The organism is Pseudomonas sp. FW305-E2 (assembly GCF_058782925.1).
Genome location: NZ_JBYSYE010000007.1, coordinates 100,369 through 116,009, shown reverse-complemented (window position 1 = coordinate 116,009; position 15,641 = coordinate 100,369). Strand labels below are relative to the sequence as shown.

Genomic DNA, 15,641 nt, shown 5'->3' with positions numbered 1-15,641 from the left:
TTGTCATAAAAATCCCCTCCACAGCGATGGCAAATGGCCTACGCTGTGCTTGTCTGGGTCGATTTACGCCTTATCTGCTCTGTGACAGGGACTCCATGAAGGGAAATCGCACACTCGAAGCGCCAAAGTTGCTCGGCATCACATGGCCTTTCATCGCCGTTGTGGTCCTTCAGGTGGCGTTGGGCAGCCTCAGCCTTTATACGCTCTCGGCCGTGCGCGCCTATGTCGCGGGCGAAAGCCTGTGGTCCAAGGCGCAGAAAGATGCCATCTACTACCTGAGTCTGTACGGCGAGACGCGCGACGACAGCACCTACCAACGCTATCGCCAGGCCATTACCGTACCGCAGGGTGACTATCGTCTGCGCGAAGTGCTCGACCACCCCAGCCCTGATCTGGACGCCGCACGACAGGCGGTTCTGCAAGGTGGCAACCACCCTGACGATGTCGAGCGGATCATCTGGTTCTACCGCAACTTTCGCCATGTCAGCTATATGCAGACAGCCATCGATTACTGGGACATCGGTGACGACTATCTGGCCAAGCTGGATGTACTGGCCGGTGAAATGCGTCAGCGTTTTGCCGATGGCCCGGTGGATGCCGACACCGTCAGCGACTGGAAGGCCCGCATTGTCGCCATCAACGAAGGCGTGACCCCGGCCGCCAAGGCGTTCAGTGATGCCTTGGGCGAAGGCTCGCGCATGTTGCTACGGGTGCTGCTGATCACCAACCTGCTGACCGCGATGTTCCTGATCGCCATTGCCTGGCGCCGCTCCAGCAAGCTGTTGGCCCAGCGCCAAGCCTTTGCCAGCGCCCTGCAGGAAGAAAAAGAGCGTGCGCAGATTACCCTGCAGGCCATCGGTGATGCGGTGATCACCACCGATGTCGAAGGCAGTATCGGCTACATGAACCCGGCCGCCGAGCAATTGACCCACTGGCAATCCGGGCAGGCCCAGGGCCTGCCGCTGTCGGCGCTGTTCAGCCTGGTGGACGAACACGCCGAGGAGGACGGGCGCAGCTTGGTCGAACAGGTGCTCAGCGGCAGCCTCAAGGGCGGCTCCGAGCATGCCCGGCTGATCCAGCGCCTGGACGGCAGTACCGTGTCGATCAACCTGGTAGGCTCGCCGATCGTCAATGATGGCCAGGTCAGTGGCATCGTGCTGGTGCTGCACGATATGACCCAGGAACGCCAGTACATCGCCAATCTGTCCTGGCAGGCAACCCACGACGCCCTGACCGGGCTGGCCAACCGCCGCGAGTTCGAGTACCGCCTGGAACAGGCGCTCAACGACCTGGCGCGTCAGGCCGGGCGGCATTCGCTGATGTTCCTCGACCTCGACCAGTTCAAGCTGGTCAACGACACCTGTGGCCACGCTGCCGGCGATGAGTTGCTGCGGCATATCTGCGCGGTGCTGCAGTCCGGCCTGCGTGAGGGCGATACGCTGGCGCGGCTGGGCGGCGATGAATTTGGCGTGCTGCTGGAAAACTGCCCGCCCGACCAGGCCGAGCGCATTGGCGAACAACTGCGCCAGATGGTGCAGAGCCTGCACTTTGTATGGAAAGGGCGGCCGTTCGTGACCACGGTCAGCATTGGCCTGGTGCATATGGCCCAGGCCCCCGGTACCCTGGAGGCCTCGCTGCGCGCCGCCGACATGGCCTGCTACATGGCCAAGGAAAAGGGCCGAAACCGTGTGCAGGTGTACCACGCCGACGACAGCGAACTGTCCATGCGTTTTGGCGAAATGGCCTGGATCCAGCGCCTGCATGTGGCCCTGGAAGAAAACCGCTTTTGCCTCTACGCCCAGGAAATCGCCCCGCTCAAAACCTTCGAAGGCCCGGGCCATATCGAAATTCTGTTGCGCCTGCACGACGAAAGCGGCCGCACCATCCTGCCCAGCAGCTTCATCCCGGCGGCCGAGCGCTACGGCCTGATGACCGCGCTTGACCGCTGGGTGGTGCGCAATGTGTTCATGGTCATACGCCAGTGCCTGGAAGAAGGGCGTGAAGGGCCGTTGTCGACCTGTGCCATCAACCTGTCGGGGTCCAGCATTGGCGACGACAAGTTCCTTGAATACCTCCAGCGGTTGTTCGTCGAATACGCCATTCCGCCGCGAATGATCTGTTTCGAAATTACCGAAACCAGCGCCATTGCCAACCTGGGCAGCGCCATTCGCTTCATCAACGAGCTGAAAGGGCTGGGTTGCCGTTTCTCGTTGGATGATTTTTGCGCTGGCATGTCCTCGTTCGCCTATCTCAAGCATTTGCCCGTGGACTACCTGAAGATTGACGGGAGTTTCGTCAAGGACATGCTCGACGACCCGGTCAACCGGGCCATGGTCGAGGTCATCAACCATATCGGCCATGTGATGGGTAAGCGCACGATTGCCGAGTTTGTCGAAACACCCTTGATCGAGCAGGCCTTGCAGGAAATAGGCGTGGATTACGCCCAGGGCTACCTGATCGAACGCCCCCAGGTGTTCACCTGTGACAGTCTGCAGCGCCAACGGATCGCCGCCCGGCCTCTGTTGCAGCGAGCACCTGGCACGTTTCGCTAGTTGGAAATCACAAGGATCAAGGAGCTGAAAGTGATTGACGCATTCGTTCGTATCGGGCCTTTGATGGACCCCGCCAGTTACCCCCAATGGGCCCAGCAACTGATTGAAGACTGCCGCGAGAGCAAGCGCCGGGTGGTTGAGCATGAGTTTTATGCACGTCTACGCGATGGCCAGCTGAAGCAATCGACCATCCGTCAGTACCTGATCGGTGGCTGGCCGGTGGTGGAGCAGTTTTCGTTGTACATGGCGCATAACCTGACCAAGACCCGCTATGGCCGGCATCAGGGCGAGGACATGGCGCGGCGCTGGCTGATGCGCAACATCCGCGTCGAGCTCAACCATGCCGATTACTGGGTGAACTGGTGCCAGGCGCACGGTGTGCACCTGCACGAGTTGCAGGCGCAAGAAGTGCCGCCCGAGCTGAACGGCCTGAACGACTGGTGCTGGCGGGTGTGCGCCACCGAAAACCTGGCCATTTCCATGGCGGCGACCAACTACGCCATCGAAGGCGCGACCGGTGAATGGTCGGCGGTGGTGTGCTCGACCGACACCTATGCGCAGGGGTTCCCTGAAGAAGGGCGCAAGCGGGCGATGAAGTGGCTGAAGATGCATGCCCAGTATGACGATGCGCACCCGTGGGAGGCGCTGGAAATCATCTGTACCCTGGCCGGTGAGAACCCCACCCTGGGGTTGCGGACCGAGCTGCGCAGGGCGATCTGCAAGAGTTACGACTGCATGTTCCTGTTCCTGGAACGCTGCATGCAGCTGGAAGGGCGCCAGCAAGGCCGTATGCGGCCGGCGTTGGCTGCGGGCTGATCGCTTTCCTGTATCGGCCTCTTCGCGGGCTTGCCCGCTCCCACAGGTATGGCGCAGTCCTTGAGGGTTGCGGTGATTCTGTGGGAGCGGGCAAGCCCGCGAAGAGGCCGATGCAGGTTTATTGGGCGTTGAACGCCTGCCCGTTCACCCCTGTGCTGTCTGGCCCCATCAGGTACAGGTACACCGGCATGATCTCTTCGGGCAGCGGGTTGTTCTGCGGGTTCTCGCCAGGGTAGGCCTGGGCCCGCATTGCCGTGCGCGTGGCGCCTGGGTTGATGCTGTTGGCGCGCACCGGCGCCACGCCTTCCAGTTCATCGGCCAGGGTCTGCATCAGGCCTTCGGTGGCGAACTTCGACACGCCATAGGCGCCCCAGTAAGCCCGGCCCTTGCGCCCGACGCTGCTGCTGGTGAACACCACCGAAGCGTCTTCCGACAGCTTCAGCAGCGGCAGCAGGGTGCTGGTGAGCATGAAGGTGGCATTGACGTTGATGTGCATCACGCGCATGAAGTTGTCGCCCGACAGCTGTTCCAGCGGCGTACGCGGGCCGATGATCGACGCATTGTTGAGCAGGCCATCGAGGCGGCCGAACTGGCCTTCGATCATGGCCGCCAGCTCGTCGTACTGGTGTGGCAGGGCAGTTTCCAGGTTGAACGGGATGACGACCGGCTGTGGGTGGCCGGCGGCTTCGATCTGGTCGTAGACCTCGTTCAGGTTGGCCTCGGTCTTGCCCAGCAGCAGCACGGTGGCACCCAGTGCGGCATAGGCCCTGGCAGCCGCGGCACCAATGCCACGGCCGGCACCGGTAACCAGGATGACCCGGCCTTGCAGCAGGTCGGGGCGGGCGGTGTAGTCGAACATGGTTCTGTCCTTCGAGTTCGTGTGGGCGGCCGGGCCTATTGTAGGAGCGGGTTCACCCGCGAATGCGTCCGATCAGGCGCCAGTGTTGTCTGGGCTGGCGCATTCGCGGGTGAATCCGCTCCTACAAAGAGGCGGTGCCCGGTCATCGGTCTGGGTTCAGCAGCCGCACAGCGCGCTGTCGATCACTTTGCGCAGTTCCAGTGGGTGGTCCACCACCACGTCGGCACCCCAGTTGTTGGGGTTGTCCTCTGGATGAATATAGCCGTAGCGCACCGCCGCCGTGCGGGTACCTGCGTCGCGGCCGGACTCGATGTCGCGCAGGTCGTCGCCGACGAACAGCACACTGGCCGGGTCCAGGTTCAGCGTCTTGCAGGCCAGGATCAGCGGCTCGGGGTCGGGTTTGCTGTTTTTCACGTGGTCCGGGCAGATCAGCAACGCCGAACGCTCGGCCAGGCCCAGCTGCTGCATGATCGGCTCGGCGAAGCGCACCGGCTTGTTGGTGACGACGCCCCACAGCAGGTTGCCTTTCTCGATGTCGGCCAGCAGCTCGGCCATGCCCTCGAACAGCTTGCTGTGCACCGCGCAGTCGCGCTGGTAACGCTCGAGGAATTCCAGGCGCAGGGCCTCGAAGCCGTCAGCCTCCGGGTCCATGGCGAACGCAGTGGCGACCATGGCGCGGGCGCCACCCGAGATCACGCCACGGATCAGGTTGTCGTCAACGGCCGGCAGCCCGCGGTCGGCGAGCATGGCCTGGCAAATGGCGATGAAGTCCGGCGCCGTGTCCAGCAAGGTGCCGTCCATGTCGAAGAGTACTGCTCGCAAACGCATGCTTATTCCTCGCGCAGGGTCTGGATCATGTAGTTGACGTCGACGTCGCTGTTGAGCTTGTAGTGCTTGGTCAGCGGGTTGTAGGTGAGGCCGATGATGTCCTTCACCTGCAGGCCTGCATCGCGGCTCCAGGCGCCCAGCTCGGACGGGCGGATGAATTTCTTGAAGTCATGGGTGCCGCGCGGCAGCATCTTCAGGATGTACTCGGCGCCGACGATGGCCAGCAGGTAGGCCTTGGGGTTGCGGTTGATGGTGGAGAAGAACACCTGGCCGCCCGGCTTGACCATGCGGTAGCAGGCGCGGATCACCGAAGACGGGTCGGGCACGTGCTCGAGCATTTCCAGGCAGGTGACCACGTCGAACTGTTCGGGCATTTCCTCGGCCAGGGCTTCGGCGGTGATCTGCCGGTATTCCACCTGCACGCCGGACTCCAGCTGGTGCAACTGAGCCACCGCCAGTGGCGCCTCGCCCATGTCGATACCGGTGACCGTGGCGCCGCGCAGGGCCATGGCTTCGCTGAGGATGCCGCCACCGCAACCCACGTCCAGCACTTTCTTGCCGGCCAGGCTGACGCGCTCGTCGATCCAGTTGACGCGCAGCGGGTTGATTTCGTGCAGCGGCTTGAACTCGCTTTCGCGGTCCCACCAGCGGTGGGCCAGCGCTTCGAACTTGGCGATTTCGGCGCGGTCGACGTTGCTCATTGAACAGTCCTCTGAAACTTCGCAAAATTGCGCCGGAGTATACCCGAGCGCTTGGCCGCGAGGGTCGCTATAATCGCCGGTTTTTGATATCCGAATGACGGGGAGAGGCGATGCGCGAGCGACTTTTGGCGGCGGAGAAGGTGACCGCGATCCGCTGGCAGGGCGGCGCCTTGCACCTGCTCGACCAGCGCCTGCTGCCGTCGGAGGAGCGTTGGCTGGCCTGCGACAATGTTGCGCAGGTGGCCGCAGCCATCCGTGACATGGCCGTGCGCGGCGCCTCGGCGATCGGTATTGCCGCAGCTTACGGCCTGGTACTGGCCCTTGAAGAACGGCTGGCCGAAGGCGGCGATTGGGAAATGGACCTGGAAGACGACTTTCTCACCCTCGCCGAAGCGCGTCCTACCGCCGCCAACTTGTTCTGGGCGCTGAACCGCATGCGCGAGCGTCTGCTGCGCCTGCGTCCGGAAGAAGACGTTCTGGCGGCGCTGGAGGCCGAAGCGGTGGCCATTCACGAAAGCGACCGTGAGGCCAACCTGACCATGGCCCAGCAGGGTATCGAACTGATCCGTCGTCATCAGGGCAATGCCCAGGCCCTGCTCACCTTCGGCAACGCCGGCGCCCTTGCCAGTGGCGGCTTTGGCACCGCACTGGGGGTAATCCGTGCCGGCTACCTGGAAGGCATGGTCGAGCGGGTGTATGCCGGTGAGACTCGCCCTTGGCTGCAGGGCTCGCGCCTGACGGCCTGGGAGCTGGCCAACGAGGGAATTCCGGTGACCCTGTGCGCCGACTCGGCGCTGGCGCATCTGATGAAGACCAAGGGCATCACCTGGGTGGTGGTGGGCGCGGACTGCATCGCTGCCAATGGCGACGTGGCCAGCAAGATCGGCACCTACCAGTTGGCGGTCAGCGCCATGCACCATGGTGTGCGCTTCATGGTGGTGGCGCCGAGCACCAGCATCGACCTGAACCTGGCAACCGGCGAGGATATTCCCCTGGAAGAGCGTGACGCCGACGAGTGGCTGGACTTTGGCGGTGCCCCGGCGGTACGGGATGTGCAGGTATTCAACCCGGTGTTCGACGTGACCCCGGCCGACCTGATTGACGTTATCGTGACCGAACGGGGTGTTGTCGAGCGCCCGGATACCGCCAAACTGGCCCAGTTGATTTGCCGCAAGCGCCTGCACTGATACCCCGGTAGAACGCGTACTTTGTGCGGCCTTGCGTCGCGATAGGGCCGCAAAGCGGCCCCGGGATGTCGGCGAAGAAGCAAAAATTGCCGGGGCTGCTGTGCAGCCCTATCGCGACACAAGGCCGCTCCCACAATGACCGTGCACTGCCGTACAGATCTCCCCACCGCCCCCGCCTTTGTGATAATATCCGGCAGTTTCCAAGACCGCCCAAAGTGGCGGCCTTCATTGCGCAGATCCATGGCACAACTCATTGATTTGTCGTAAGTCGTCGCACCCTTATGCGCTGCGGCGGCGAGCTTCGTTCGGCCCTTGATGGAGCTGCGAAGTTTCACCAGAAAAAGGAATCAGGCTTCTCATGGGCGAACTGGCCAAAGAAATCCTCCCGGTCAATATCGAAGACGAACTGAGACAGTCTTACCTCGACTACGCGATGAGCGTGATTGTCGGGCGAGCGCTGCCCGATGCGCGTGACGGCTTGAAGCCCGTGCATCGCCGCGTTCTCTATGCGATGAGCGAACTGGGCAACGACTGGAACAAGCCGTACAAGAAATCCGCCCGTGTGGTCGGTGACGTGATCGGTAAGTACCACCCGCACGGCGACACTGCGGTCTACGACACCATCGTGCGTATGGCCCAGCCGTTCTCGTTGCGCTACCTGCTGGTCGACGGCCAGGGCAACTTCGGTTCGGTGGACGGCGATAACGCTGCTGCCATGCGATACACCGAAGTGCGCATGACCAAACTGGCCCACGAACTGCTGGCTGACCTGCACAAGGAAACCGTCGACTGGGTGCCCAACTACGACGGCACCGAGCAGATCCCGGCGGTCATGCCGACGCGTATTCCCAACCTGCTGGTCAACGGCTCCAGCGGTATTGCCGTGGGCATGGCGACCAATATCCCGCCGCACAACCTCGGCGAGGTCATCGATGGCTGCCTGGCGCTCATCGACAACCCGGAAGTCACCATCGATGAGCTGATGCAGTTCATCCCTGGCCCGGACTTCCCGACTGCCGGCATCATCAACGGTCGCCAGGGCATCATCGAGGCCTATCGCACCGGCCGTGGCCGCATCTACATGCGCGCCCGCTCCGAGATCGAAGACATCGACAAGGTTGGCGGCCGCCAGCAGATCGTGATCACCGAGCTGCCGTACCAGCTGAACAAGGCGCGCCTGATCGAAAAGATCGCCGAGCTGGTCAAAGAGAAGAAGATCGAAGGCATCACCGAGCTGCGCGACGAGTCCGACAAGGACGGCATGCGCATCGTCATCGAGCTGCGTCGCGGCGAGGTGCCGGAGGTAGTGCTCAACAACCTCTACCAGCAAACCCAGCTGCAGAGCGTATTCGGCATCAACGTGGTGGCCCTGGTCGACGGCCGTCCGCGCCTGCTCAACCTCAAGGACCTGCTCGAAGCGTTCGTCCGCCACCGCCGTGAAGTGGTGACCCGCCGTACTGTATTCGAGCTGCGCAAGGCCCGTGAACGCGGCCATATCCTTGAAGGCCAGGCGGTCGCGCTGTCCAACATCGACCCGGTCATTGCCCTGATCAAGGCCTCGCCGACGCCGTCCGAAGCCAAGGAAGCCCTGGTTTCCACGCCGTGGGAATCCAGTGCCGTGCAGGTCATGGTCGAGCGCGCCGGCGCCGACGCCTGCCGCCCTGAGGACCTGCCGGAGCAGTACGGCCTGCATGACGGCAAGTACTTCCTGTCGCCGGAACAGGCCCAGGCTATTCTCGACCTGCGCCTGCACCGCCTGACCGGCCTGGAGCACGAGAAACTGCTGGCCGAGTACCAGGAAATCCTCGAGCAGATCGGCGAGTTGATCCGCATCCTCAGTAGCGCCGAGCGCCTGATGGAAGTGATTCGCGAGGAGCTGGAGGCCATCCGTGCCGAGTACGGCGATGTGCGCCGTACCGAAATCCTCAATGCCAGCCACGACCTCAACTACGGCGACATGATCCCGGAAGAAGAGCGCGTGGTCACCATCTCCCATGGTGGTTATGCCAAGACCCAGCCATTGTCCGCCTACCAGGCCCAGCGCCGCGGCGGCAAAGGCAAGTCGGCGACCGGCGTGAAGGACGAGGACTACATCGAGCACCTGCTGGTCGCCAACAGCCATGCCACCCTGTTGCTGTTCTCCAGCAAGGGCAAGGTGTACTGGAAGAAGACCTACGAAATCCCCGAAGCGTCCCGCGCTGCCCGCGGTCGTCCGCTGGTCAACCTGCTGCCGCTGGAGGAGGGTGAGCGCATCACCGCCATGCTGCAGATCGACCTCGAAGCGCTGCAGCAGAACGCCGACCTCGACGAAGAGCTGGACGAGGCTGATGACACCGTGCTCGAGGGTGAGCTGGTGGAGGCCGAGGAAGTCGACGAAGAAGACGGCGACACCCCGGAGTGGGTTGCAGAGCCGACCGGCGCGTACATCTTCATGGCGACCGCTTCCGGTACCGTCAAGAAGACCCCGCTGGTGCAGTTCGCCCGTCCGCGCTCCAACGGCCTGATCGCCCTGAAGCTGAAGGAAGGCGACACCCTGATTGCCGCGGCCATCACCGATGGCGCCAAGGAAGTCATGATGTTCTCCGACGCTGGCAAGGTCATTCGCTTTGCCGAGAGCGTCGTGCGTGAAATGGGCCGCAACGCCCGTGGTGTACGCGGCATGAAGCTGGGCAAAGGCCAGCGGATCATCTCGATGCTGATCCCGGAGTCCGGCTCGCAGATTCTCACCGCCTCCGAGCGTGGCTTTGGCAAGCGCACCCCGCTGTCCAAGTTCCCGCGTCGCGGCCGTGGTGGCCAGGGTGTGATCGCCATGGGTACCAAAGGGCGCAACGGCCTGCTGATCGGGGCTATCCAGGTGCAGGAAGGCGAGGAGATCATGCTGATTTCCGACCAGGGCACGCTGGTTCGCACCCGGGTTGGCGAGGTGTCCAGCCTGAGCCGCAACACCCAGGGTGTTACGCTGATCAAGCTGGCGGCCGATGAGACACTGGTGGGCCTGGAGCGTATCCAGGAGCCGTCCGAGGACGAGCTCGATGAAGTGATCGAGGCGGACGAGGAGGGTGTCGAAGCCGAAGCGCCAGACGAATCTGCAGGCGCCGAAGAGGCCCCGCAAGAGTAATCAAGCGTGAAACCCGAACGGGGCGACCAAGGTCGCCCCGTTTGACTGATAACAGCTGGCAAAGCCCGGCCTTGTGGGAGCGGGCATGCCCGCGAAGCAGACACTGCGGTAGATGGCACCGGCTTTGCCGGTGTTCGCGGGCTCGCCCGCTCCCACAGGGTCGCTGCTAACCCATGTGATAGTTTTTGTTCTATTTGGCAGAGCGAGAGTGGATGTGAGCAAACGAGCCTTTAACTTCTGCGCAGGCCCTGCCGCGCTTCCTGACGCTGTCCTGCAGCGCGCACAGGCCGAGATGCTGGACTGGCGTGGCAAGGGGTTGTCGGTGATGGAAATGAGCCATCGCAGCGACGATTACGTGGCCATCGCCGAAAAGGCCGAGCAGGACCTGCGTGACCTGCTGTCCGTCCCCTCCAACTACAAGGTGCTGTTCCTGCAAGGGGGCGCCAGCCAGCAGTTCGCTGAAATCCCGCTGAACCTGCTGCCGGAAAACGGCACGGCCGACTACATCGAAACCGGTATCTGGTCGAAAAAGGCCATCGAGGAAGCGCGCCGTTTCGGCAACGTCAACGTCGCCGCCACTGCCAAGCCTTACGACTACCTGGCCATCCCCGGCCAGAACGAGTGGAACCTGACCCAAAACGCTGCCTACGTGCACTATGCGTCCAACGAGACCATCGGTGGCCTGCAGTTTGACTGGGTGCCGCAAACCGGTGACGTGCCGTTGGTGGTCGATATGTCGTCCGACATCCTCTCGCGCCCGATCGATGTGTCGCAGTTCGGCCTGATCTACGCCGGCGCGCAGAAGAATATCGGCCCAAGCGGCCTGGTGGTCGTGATCGTGCGCGAAGACCTGTTGGGTCATGCCCGCAGCAGCTGCCCGACCATGCTCGACTACAAGGTTTCGGCTGACAACGGGTCGATGTACAACACCCCGGCCACCTACTCCTGGTACCTCTCTGGCCTGGTCTTCGAGTGGCTGAAAGAGCAGGGCGGTGTTGAGGCCATGGAGCAGCGCAACCGTGCCAAGAAAGAGCGCCTTTACGGGTTTATCGACCGCAGCGAGTTCTACACCAACCCGATCAGCGTCAACGCCCGTTCGTGGATGAACGTGCCGTTCCGCCTGGCTGACGAGCGCCTGGACAAGGCCTTCCTCGCTGGCGCCGACGCGCGTGGCCTGCTCAACCTCAAGGGCCACCGTTCGGTGGGCGGCATGCGCGCCTCCATCTACAACGCCCTGGGCCTGGAAGCGGTAGAAGCGCTGGTAGGCTACATGGCTGAATTCGAGAAGGAGCATGGCTGACATGTCCGAACAGGAGCTCAAGGCGCTGCGCGTGCGCATCGACAGCCTCGACGAGAAAATCCTCGAGCTGATCAGCGACCGCGCCCGCTGCGCCGAAGAAGTAGCCCGGGTCAAGACGGCCTCGCTGAAGGAAGGCGAGAAGCCGGTGTTCTACCGTCCCGAGCGTGAAGCTGCGGTGCTCAAGCGCGTGATGGAGCGCAACAAGGGCCCGCTGGGCAACGAAGAGATGGCGCGGCTGTTCCGCGAAATCATGTCGTCGTGCCTGGCCCTGGAAGAGCCGCTGAAAATCGCCTACCTCGGCCCTGAAGGTACCTTCACCCAGGCGGCGGCCATGAAGCACTTCGGCCACGCGGTGATCAGTCGGCCGATGGCGGCCATCGACGAAGTGTTCCGTGAAGTGGCGGCCGGTGCCGTCAACTTCGGTGTGGTGCCGGTGGAAAACTCCACTGAAGGTGCGGTCAGCCACACCCTGGACAGCTTCCTCGAGCATGACATGGTGATTTGCGGTGAGGTCGAGCTGCGTATCCACCACCACCTGCTGGTGGGCGAGAATACCAAGACCGACAGCATCACCCGCATCTACTCCCACGCCCAGTCGCTGGCCCAGTGCCGAAAGTGGCTGGACGCGCACTACCCGAACGTGGAGCGCGTGGCCGTATCGAGCAATGCCGAAGCGGCCAAGCGGGTCAAGGGTGAGTGGAATTCGGCGGCGATCGCCGGCGATATGGCGGCCAACCTGTACGGCCTGACCCGTCTGGCCGAGAAGATCGAAGACCGCCCGGACAACTCCACGCGCTTCCTGATGATCGGTAATCAGGAAGTACCGCCGACCGGCGACGACAAGACCTCGATCATCGTTTCGATGAGCAACAAGCCAGGTGCGTTGCATGAGTTGCTGGTGCCGTTCTATCAGAACGGCATCGACCTGACCCGCATCGAGACCCGCCCGTCGCGCAGCGGCAAGTGGACCTACGTGTTCTTCATCGACTTCGTCGGTCACCACCGCGACCCGCTGATCAAGGCGGTGCTCGAGCAGATCAGCCAGGAGGCTGTGGCGCTGAAGGTGCTGGGCTCTTATCCGAAGGCGGTGCTTTGATCTGAGGTTGTTGGGGCCGCTTCGCACCCCATCGCGACACAAGGCCGCTCCCACACAGGTGTAGCGCATTGTGGGAGCGGCCTTGCGTCGCGATGGGCTGCAAAGCAGCCCCAATGGCTCTTACCGGCTGTCCAGATTTCAGAACAGGGTTCGCACCAGTGGTAAATGCAGCAAAAACCAAACCCGCGCCAATCATCAACCGCCTGGTCGTGGTCGGTCTCGGCCTGATCGGCGGCTCGTTCGCCAAAGGCCTGCGTGAAGGCGGCCTGTGCCGCGAAGTGGTCGGTGTCGACCTGGATGCCCCCTCGCGCAAGCAGGCCGTGGCCCTGGGCGTGGTCGACCGCTGCGAAGAAGACCTCGCCGCCGCTTGCGTGGGCGCCGATGTCATTCAGCTGGCCGTACCGATCCTGGCCATGGAGAAAGTCCTGGCCCGCCTGGCCCAGCTCGACCTGGGTGATGCAATCATCACCGACGTCGGCAGCGCCAAGGGCAACGTTGTGCGGGAAGCGCGTGCCGTCTTCGGTGATCGCCTGCCGCGCTTCGTCCCGGGCCACCCCATTGCCGGTTCCGAGCAGAGCGGGGTAGAAGCCTCCAATGCCACCTTGTTCCGCCGGCACAAGGTCATCCTCACGCCGCTGGCCGAAACCGACCCCGCCGCGCTGGCCCTGGTTGACCGCCTGTGGCGTGCGCTGGATGCCGATGTGGAGCACATGTCGGTCGAGCGCCATGACGAAGTACTGGCCGCCACCAGCCATCTGCCACACCTGCTGGCCTTTGGCCTGGTCGACTCACTGGCCAAACGCAATGAAAACCTCGAGATCTTCCGGTACGCTGCGGGTGGATTCCGCGATTTCACAAGAATCGCCGGCAGCGATCCGACCATGTGGCATGACATCTTCCTCGCCAACCGCGACGCTGTCCTGCGCACGCTTGATACATATCGCAGCGATCTCGACGCCCTGCGCGACGCGATCGCTGAAGGGGATGGGCACCAACTGCTGGGTGTATTCACCCGCGCACGGGTTGCCCGCGAGCATTTCAGTAAAATCCTGGCCCGCCGGGCCTATGTGGACGCTATGAACGCCAACGATCTGATTTTCCAGGCCCAACCGGGTGGCCGCCTGAACGGGCGGATCCGTGTACCGGGCGACAAGTCGATTTCCCATCGCTCGATCATGCTCGGCTCGCTGGCCGAGGGTACTACCGAGGTCGAAGGCTTCCTCGAAGGCGAAGATGCGCTGGCGACCCTGCAGGCATTCCGTGACATGGGTGTGGTCATCGAAGGCCCCAACCACGGTCGTGTGACCATTCACGGCGTGGGCCTGCATGGCCTCAAGCCGCCACCTGGGCCGCTGTACGTAGGTAACTCGGGTACTTCGATGCGCCTGCTGTCGGGCCTGTTGGCCGGTCAGTCGTTCGATGTCACCATGACCGGCGACGCCTCGCTGTCCAAGCGCCCGATGAACCGTGTGGCCAACCCGCTGCGCGAAATGGGTGCTGTGGTCGAGACCGGCCCGGACGGCCGTCCGCCGCTGACCATCCGCGGTGGCCACAAGCTCAAAGGGCTGACCTACACGCTGCCAATGGCTAGCGCCCAGGTCAAATCCTGCCTGCTGCTGGCCGGCCTGTACGCCGAAGGCAAGACCACTGTCACTGAGCCTGCACCTACCCGTGACCACACCGAGCGCATGCTGCGCGGTTTTGGCTACTCGGTCGACAGCCATGGCCCGGTGGCCTCGCTGCAGTCCGGTGGCAAGCTGACCGCTACCCGGATCGAAGTGCCGGCTGACATTTCCTCGGCAGCGTTCTTCCTGGTCGCAGCCTCTATCGCTGAAGGCTCCGAGCTGGTGCTGGAGCATGTCGGCATCAACCCGACCCGTACCGGCGTGATCGACATCCTGCGCCTGATGGGCGGCGACATCACCCTGGAAAACCAGCGTGAAGTGGGCGGCGAGCCCGTGGCCGACCTGCGTGTGCGCGGTGCCAAGCTGAAGGGTATCGACATTCCTGAAGCGTTGGTGCCGCTGGCCATCGACGAATTCCCGGTATTGTTCGTGGCCGCTGCCTGCGCTGAAGGGCGTACCGTGCTGCGTGGCGCCGAGGAGCTGCGGGTGAAGGAGTCCGATCGCATCCAGGTGATGGCCGATGGCCTCACCACCTTGGGCATCAAGTGCGAGCCGACCCCGGACGGCATCATCATCGACGGCGGCCAGTTGGGCGGCGGCGAAGTGCATGGGCATGGTGACCACCGCATCGCCATGGCCTTCAGCGTGGCTTCGCTGCGCGCCAGTGCGCCGATTCGCATTCACGACTGCGCCAACGTCGCCACCTCGTTCCCCAACTTCCTGGCGCTGTGCGCCGAAGTGGGGATTCGCGTGGCAGAAGAGGGCAAGTCGTGAATTCAATGGCACCGGTTATCACCATCGACGGGCCAAGCGGCTCGGGCAAGGGCACGGTCGCTGGGCTGATTGCCCGCGAGCTGGGCTGGAAGCTGCTGGACTCCGGCGCGCTGTATCGCTTGCTGGCATTCAATGCCAGCAACCATGGCGTCGACCTGACCAACGAAGAGCTGCTGACCAAACTTGCCGCCCATCTGGATGTGCAGTTCATTGCTGCCGAGCCCGGTAAGCTGCAACAGATCATCCTTGAGGGTGAGGACGTCAGCAACGTCATCCGTACCGAAACCGTCGGTGCTGGTGCATCGATGGTGGCCTCGTTGCCGGCAGTGCGTGATGCGCTGCTGGTGCGTCAGCGTGAGTTCCGCGAAGTGCCGGGGCTGATTGCTGACGGTCGCGACATGGGTACCGTGGTGTTCCCGGATGCGCCATTGAAGGTCTTCCTCACCGCCAGCGCGGAGGAGCGCGCACGTCGCCGCTACCTGCAGTTGAAGGGCAAGGGTGAAGATGTTAGTCTGTCGAGTCTGCTGGATGAGATTCGTGCGCGTGATGAGCGCGACACCCAACGTGCAGTGGCCCCGCTGAAGCCAGCGGCCGATGCCATTCAGTTGGACTCTACCGAGTTGTCCATCGAGCAGGTGTTGCAACGTATCAGAAGCGAGATCGCCCAGCGCGACCTTATCTGATAGCCAGGAAAGCAGGCAGGGGCACCAGTCAACGTCCTGCCGGCTTTCCTTTACTTAAAACGAACCCACATTGTCTGGAATGTGGTTATGGGCGTTTGTTTC

The 15,641-nt window shown here is 63.0% G+C and carries 11 protein-coding genes; 8 read left to right on the top strand and 3 right to left on the bottom strand.

Annotated elements, in window-relative coordinates; translation table 11 throughout:
* Window positions 1-95 precede the first annotated feature (95 nt).
* Together AC3WLP_RS09210 and AC3WLP_RS09205 are read left to right on the top strand one after the other, a co-directional pair.
* Window positions 96-2,552, top strand: coding sequence for an EAL domain-containing protein (locus AC3WLP_RS09210; protein ID WP_012053390.1), 2,457 nt, complete (start codon window positions 96-98; stop codon window positions 2,550-2,552).
* Between the two features lie 30 nt (window positions 2,553-2,582).
* A complete protein-coding gene (locus tag AC3WLP_RS09205) occupies window positions 2,583-3,368 on the top strand; it encodes an iron-containing redox enzyme family protein (protein WP_010952802.1) in 786 nt (261 codons plus the stop codon).
* A gap of 118 nt (window positions 3,369-3,486) precedes the next feature.
* Here AC3WLP_RS09205 and AC3WLP_RS09200 read toward each other — a convergent pair whose 3' ends face one another.
* From AC3WLP_RS09200 to ubiG, 3 genes are all read right to left on the bottom strand, one after another.
* Window positions 3,487-4,227: a YciK family oxidoreductase gene (locus tag AC3WLP_RS09200; RefSeq protein ID WP_012053388.1), complete on the bottom strand. Its 741-nt coding sequence runs from the start codon at window positions 4,225-4,227 to the stop codon at window positions 3,487-3,489.
* A 156-nt stretch (window positions 4,228-4,383) separates the two neighbouring features.
* Window positions 4,384-5,055, bottom strand: a complete 672-nt coding sequence (mupP, locus tag AC3WLP_RS09195; protein ID WP_003252659.1) for an N-acetylmuramic acid 6-phosphate phosphatase MupP — start codon at window positions 5,053-5,055, stop codon at window positions 4,384-4,386.
* 2 nt (window positions 5,056-5,057) lie between these two features.
* Entirely contained in the window at window positions 5,058-5,756 is a 699-nt protein-coding gene (ubiG, locus tag AC3WLP_RS09190; protein ID WP_003252662.1) for a bifunctional 2-polyprenyl-6-hydroxyphenol methylase/3-demethylubiquinol 3-O-methyltransferase UbiG, read from the bottom strand.
* Between the two features lie 110 nt (window positions 5,757-5,866).
* Between ubiG and mtnA the strand changes: the two genes are divergently transcribed.
* From mtnA to cmk, 6 genes are all read left to right on the top strand, one after another.
* Window positions 5,867-6,943 (top strand): S-methyl-5-thioribose-1-phosphate isomerase, encoded by a 1,077-nt coding sequence (gene mtnA, locus AC3WLP_RS09185; protein WP_012053387.1) that lies wholly within the window; start codon window positions 5,867-5,869, stop codon window positions 6,941-6,943.
* Between the two features lie 358 nt (window positions 6,944-7,301).
* Entirely contained in the window at window positions 7,302-10,061 is a 2,760-nt protein-coding gene (gene gyrA, locus AC3WLP_RS09180; RefSeq protein ID WP_014754190.1) for a DNA gyrase subunit A, read from the top strand.
* A 214-nt stretch (window positions 10,062-10,275) separates the two neighbouring features.
* Complete coding sequence (serC, locus tag AC3WLP_RS09175; protein ID WP_088513604.1) at window positions 10,276-11,361, top strand: 3-phosphoserine/phosphohydroxythreonine transaminase; 1,086 nt, start codon at window positions 10,276-10,278, stop codon at window positions 11,359-11,361.
* Window position 11,362: 1 nt separating this feature from the next.
* Window positions 11,363-12,457, top strand: coding sequence for a prephenate dehydratase (gene pheA, locus AC3WLP_RS09170; protein ID WP_003252669.1), 1,095 nt, complete (start codon window positions 11,363-11,365; stop codon window positions 12,455-12,457).
* 191 nt (window positions 12,458-12,648) lie between these two features.
* Window positions 12,649-14,856 carry a bifunctional prephenate dehydrogenase/3-phosphoshikimate 1-carboxyvinyltransferase gene (locus tag AC3WLP_RS09165; RefSeq protein ID WP_256596052.1) on the top strand — a complete coding sequence of 736 codons (2,208 nt, stop codon included), beginning with the start codon at window positions 12,649-12,651 and terminating at the stop codon, window positions 14,854-14,856.
* Between the two features lie 5 nt (window positions 14,857-14,861).
* Complete coding sequence (gene cmk, locus AC3WLP_RS09160; protein ID WP_003252672.1) at window positions 14,862-15,539, top strand: (d)CMP kinase; 678 nt, start codon at window positions 14,862-14,864, stop codon at window positions 15,537-15,539.
* The last annotated feature ends 102 nt before the right edge of the window (window positions 15,540-15,641 follow it).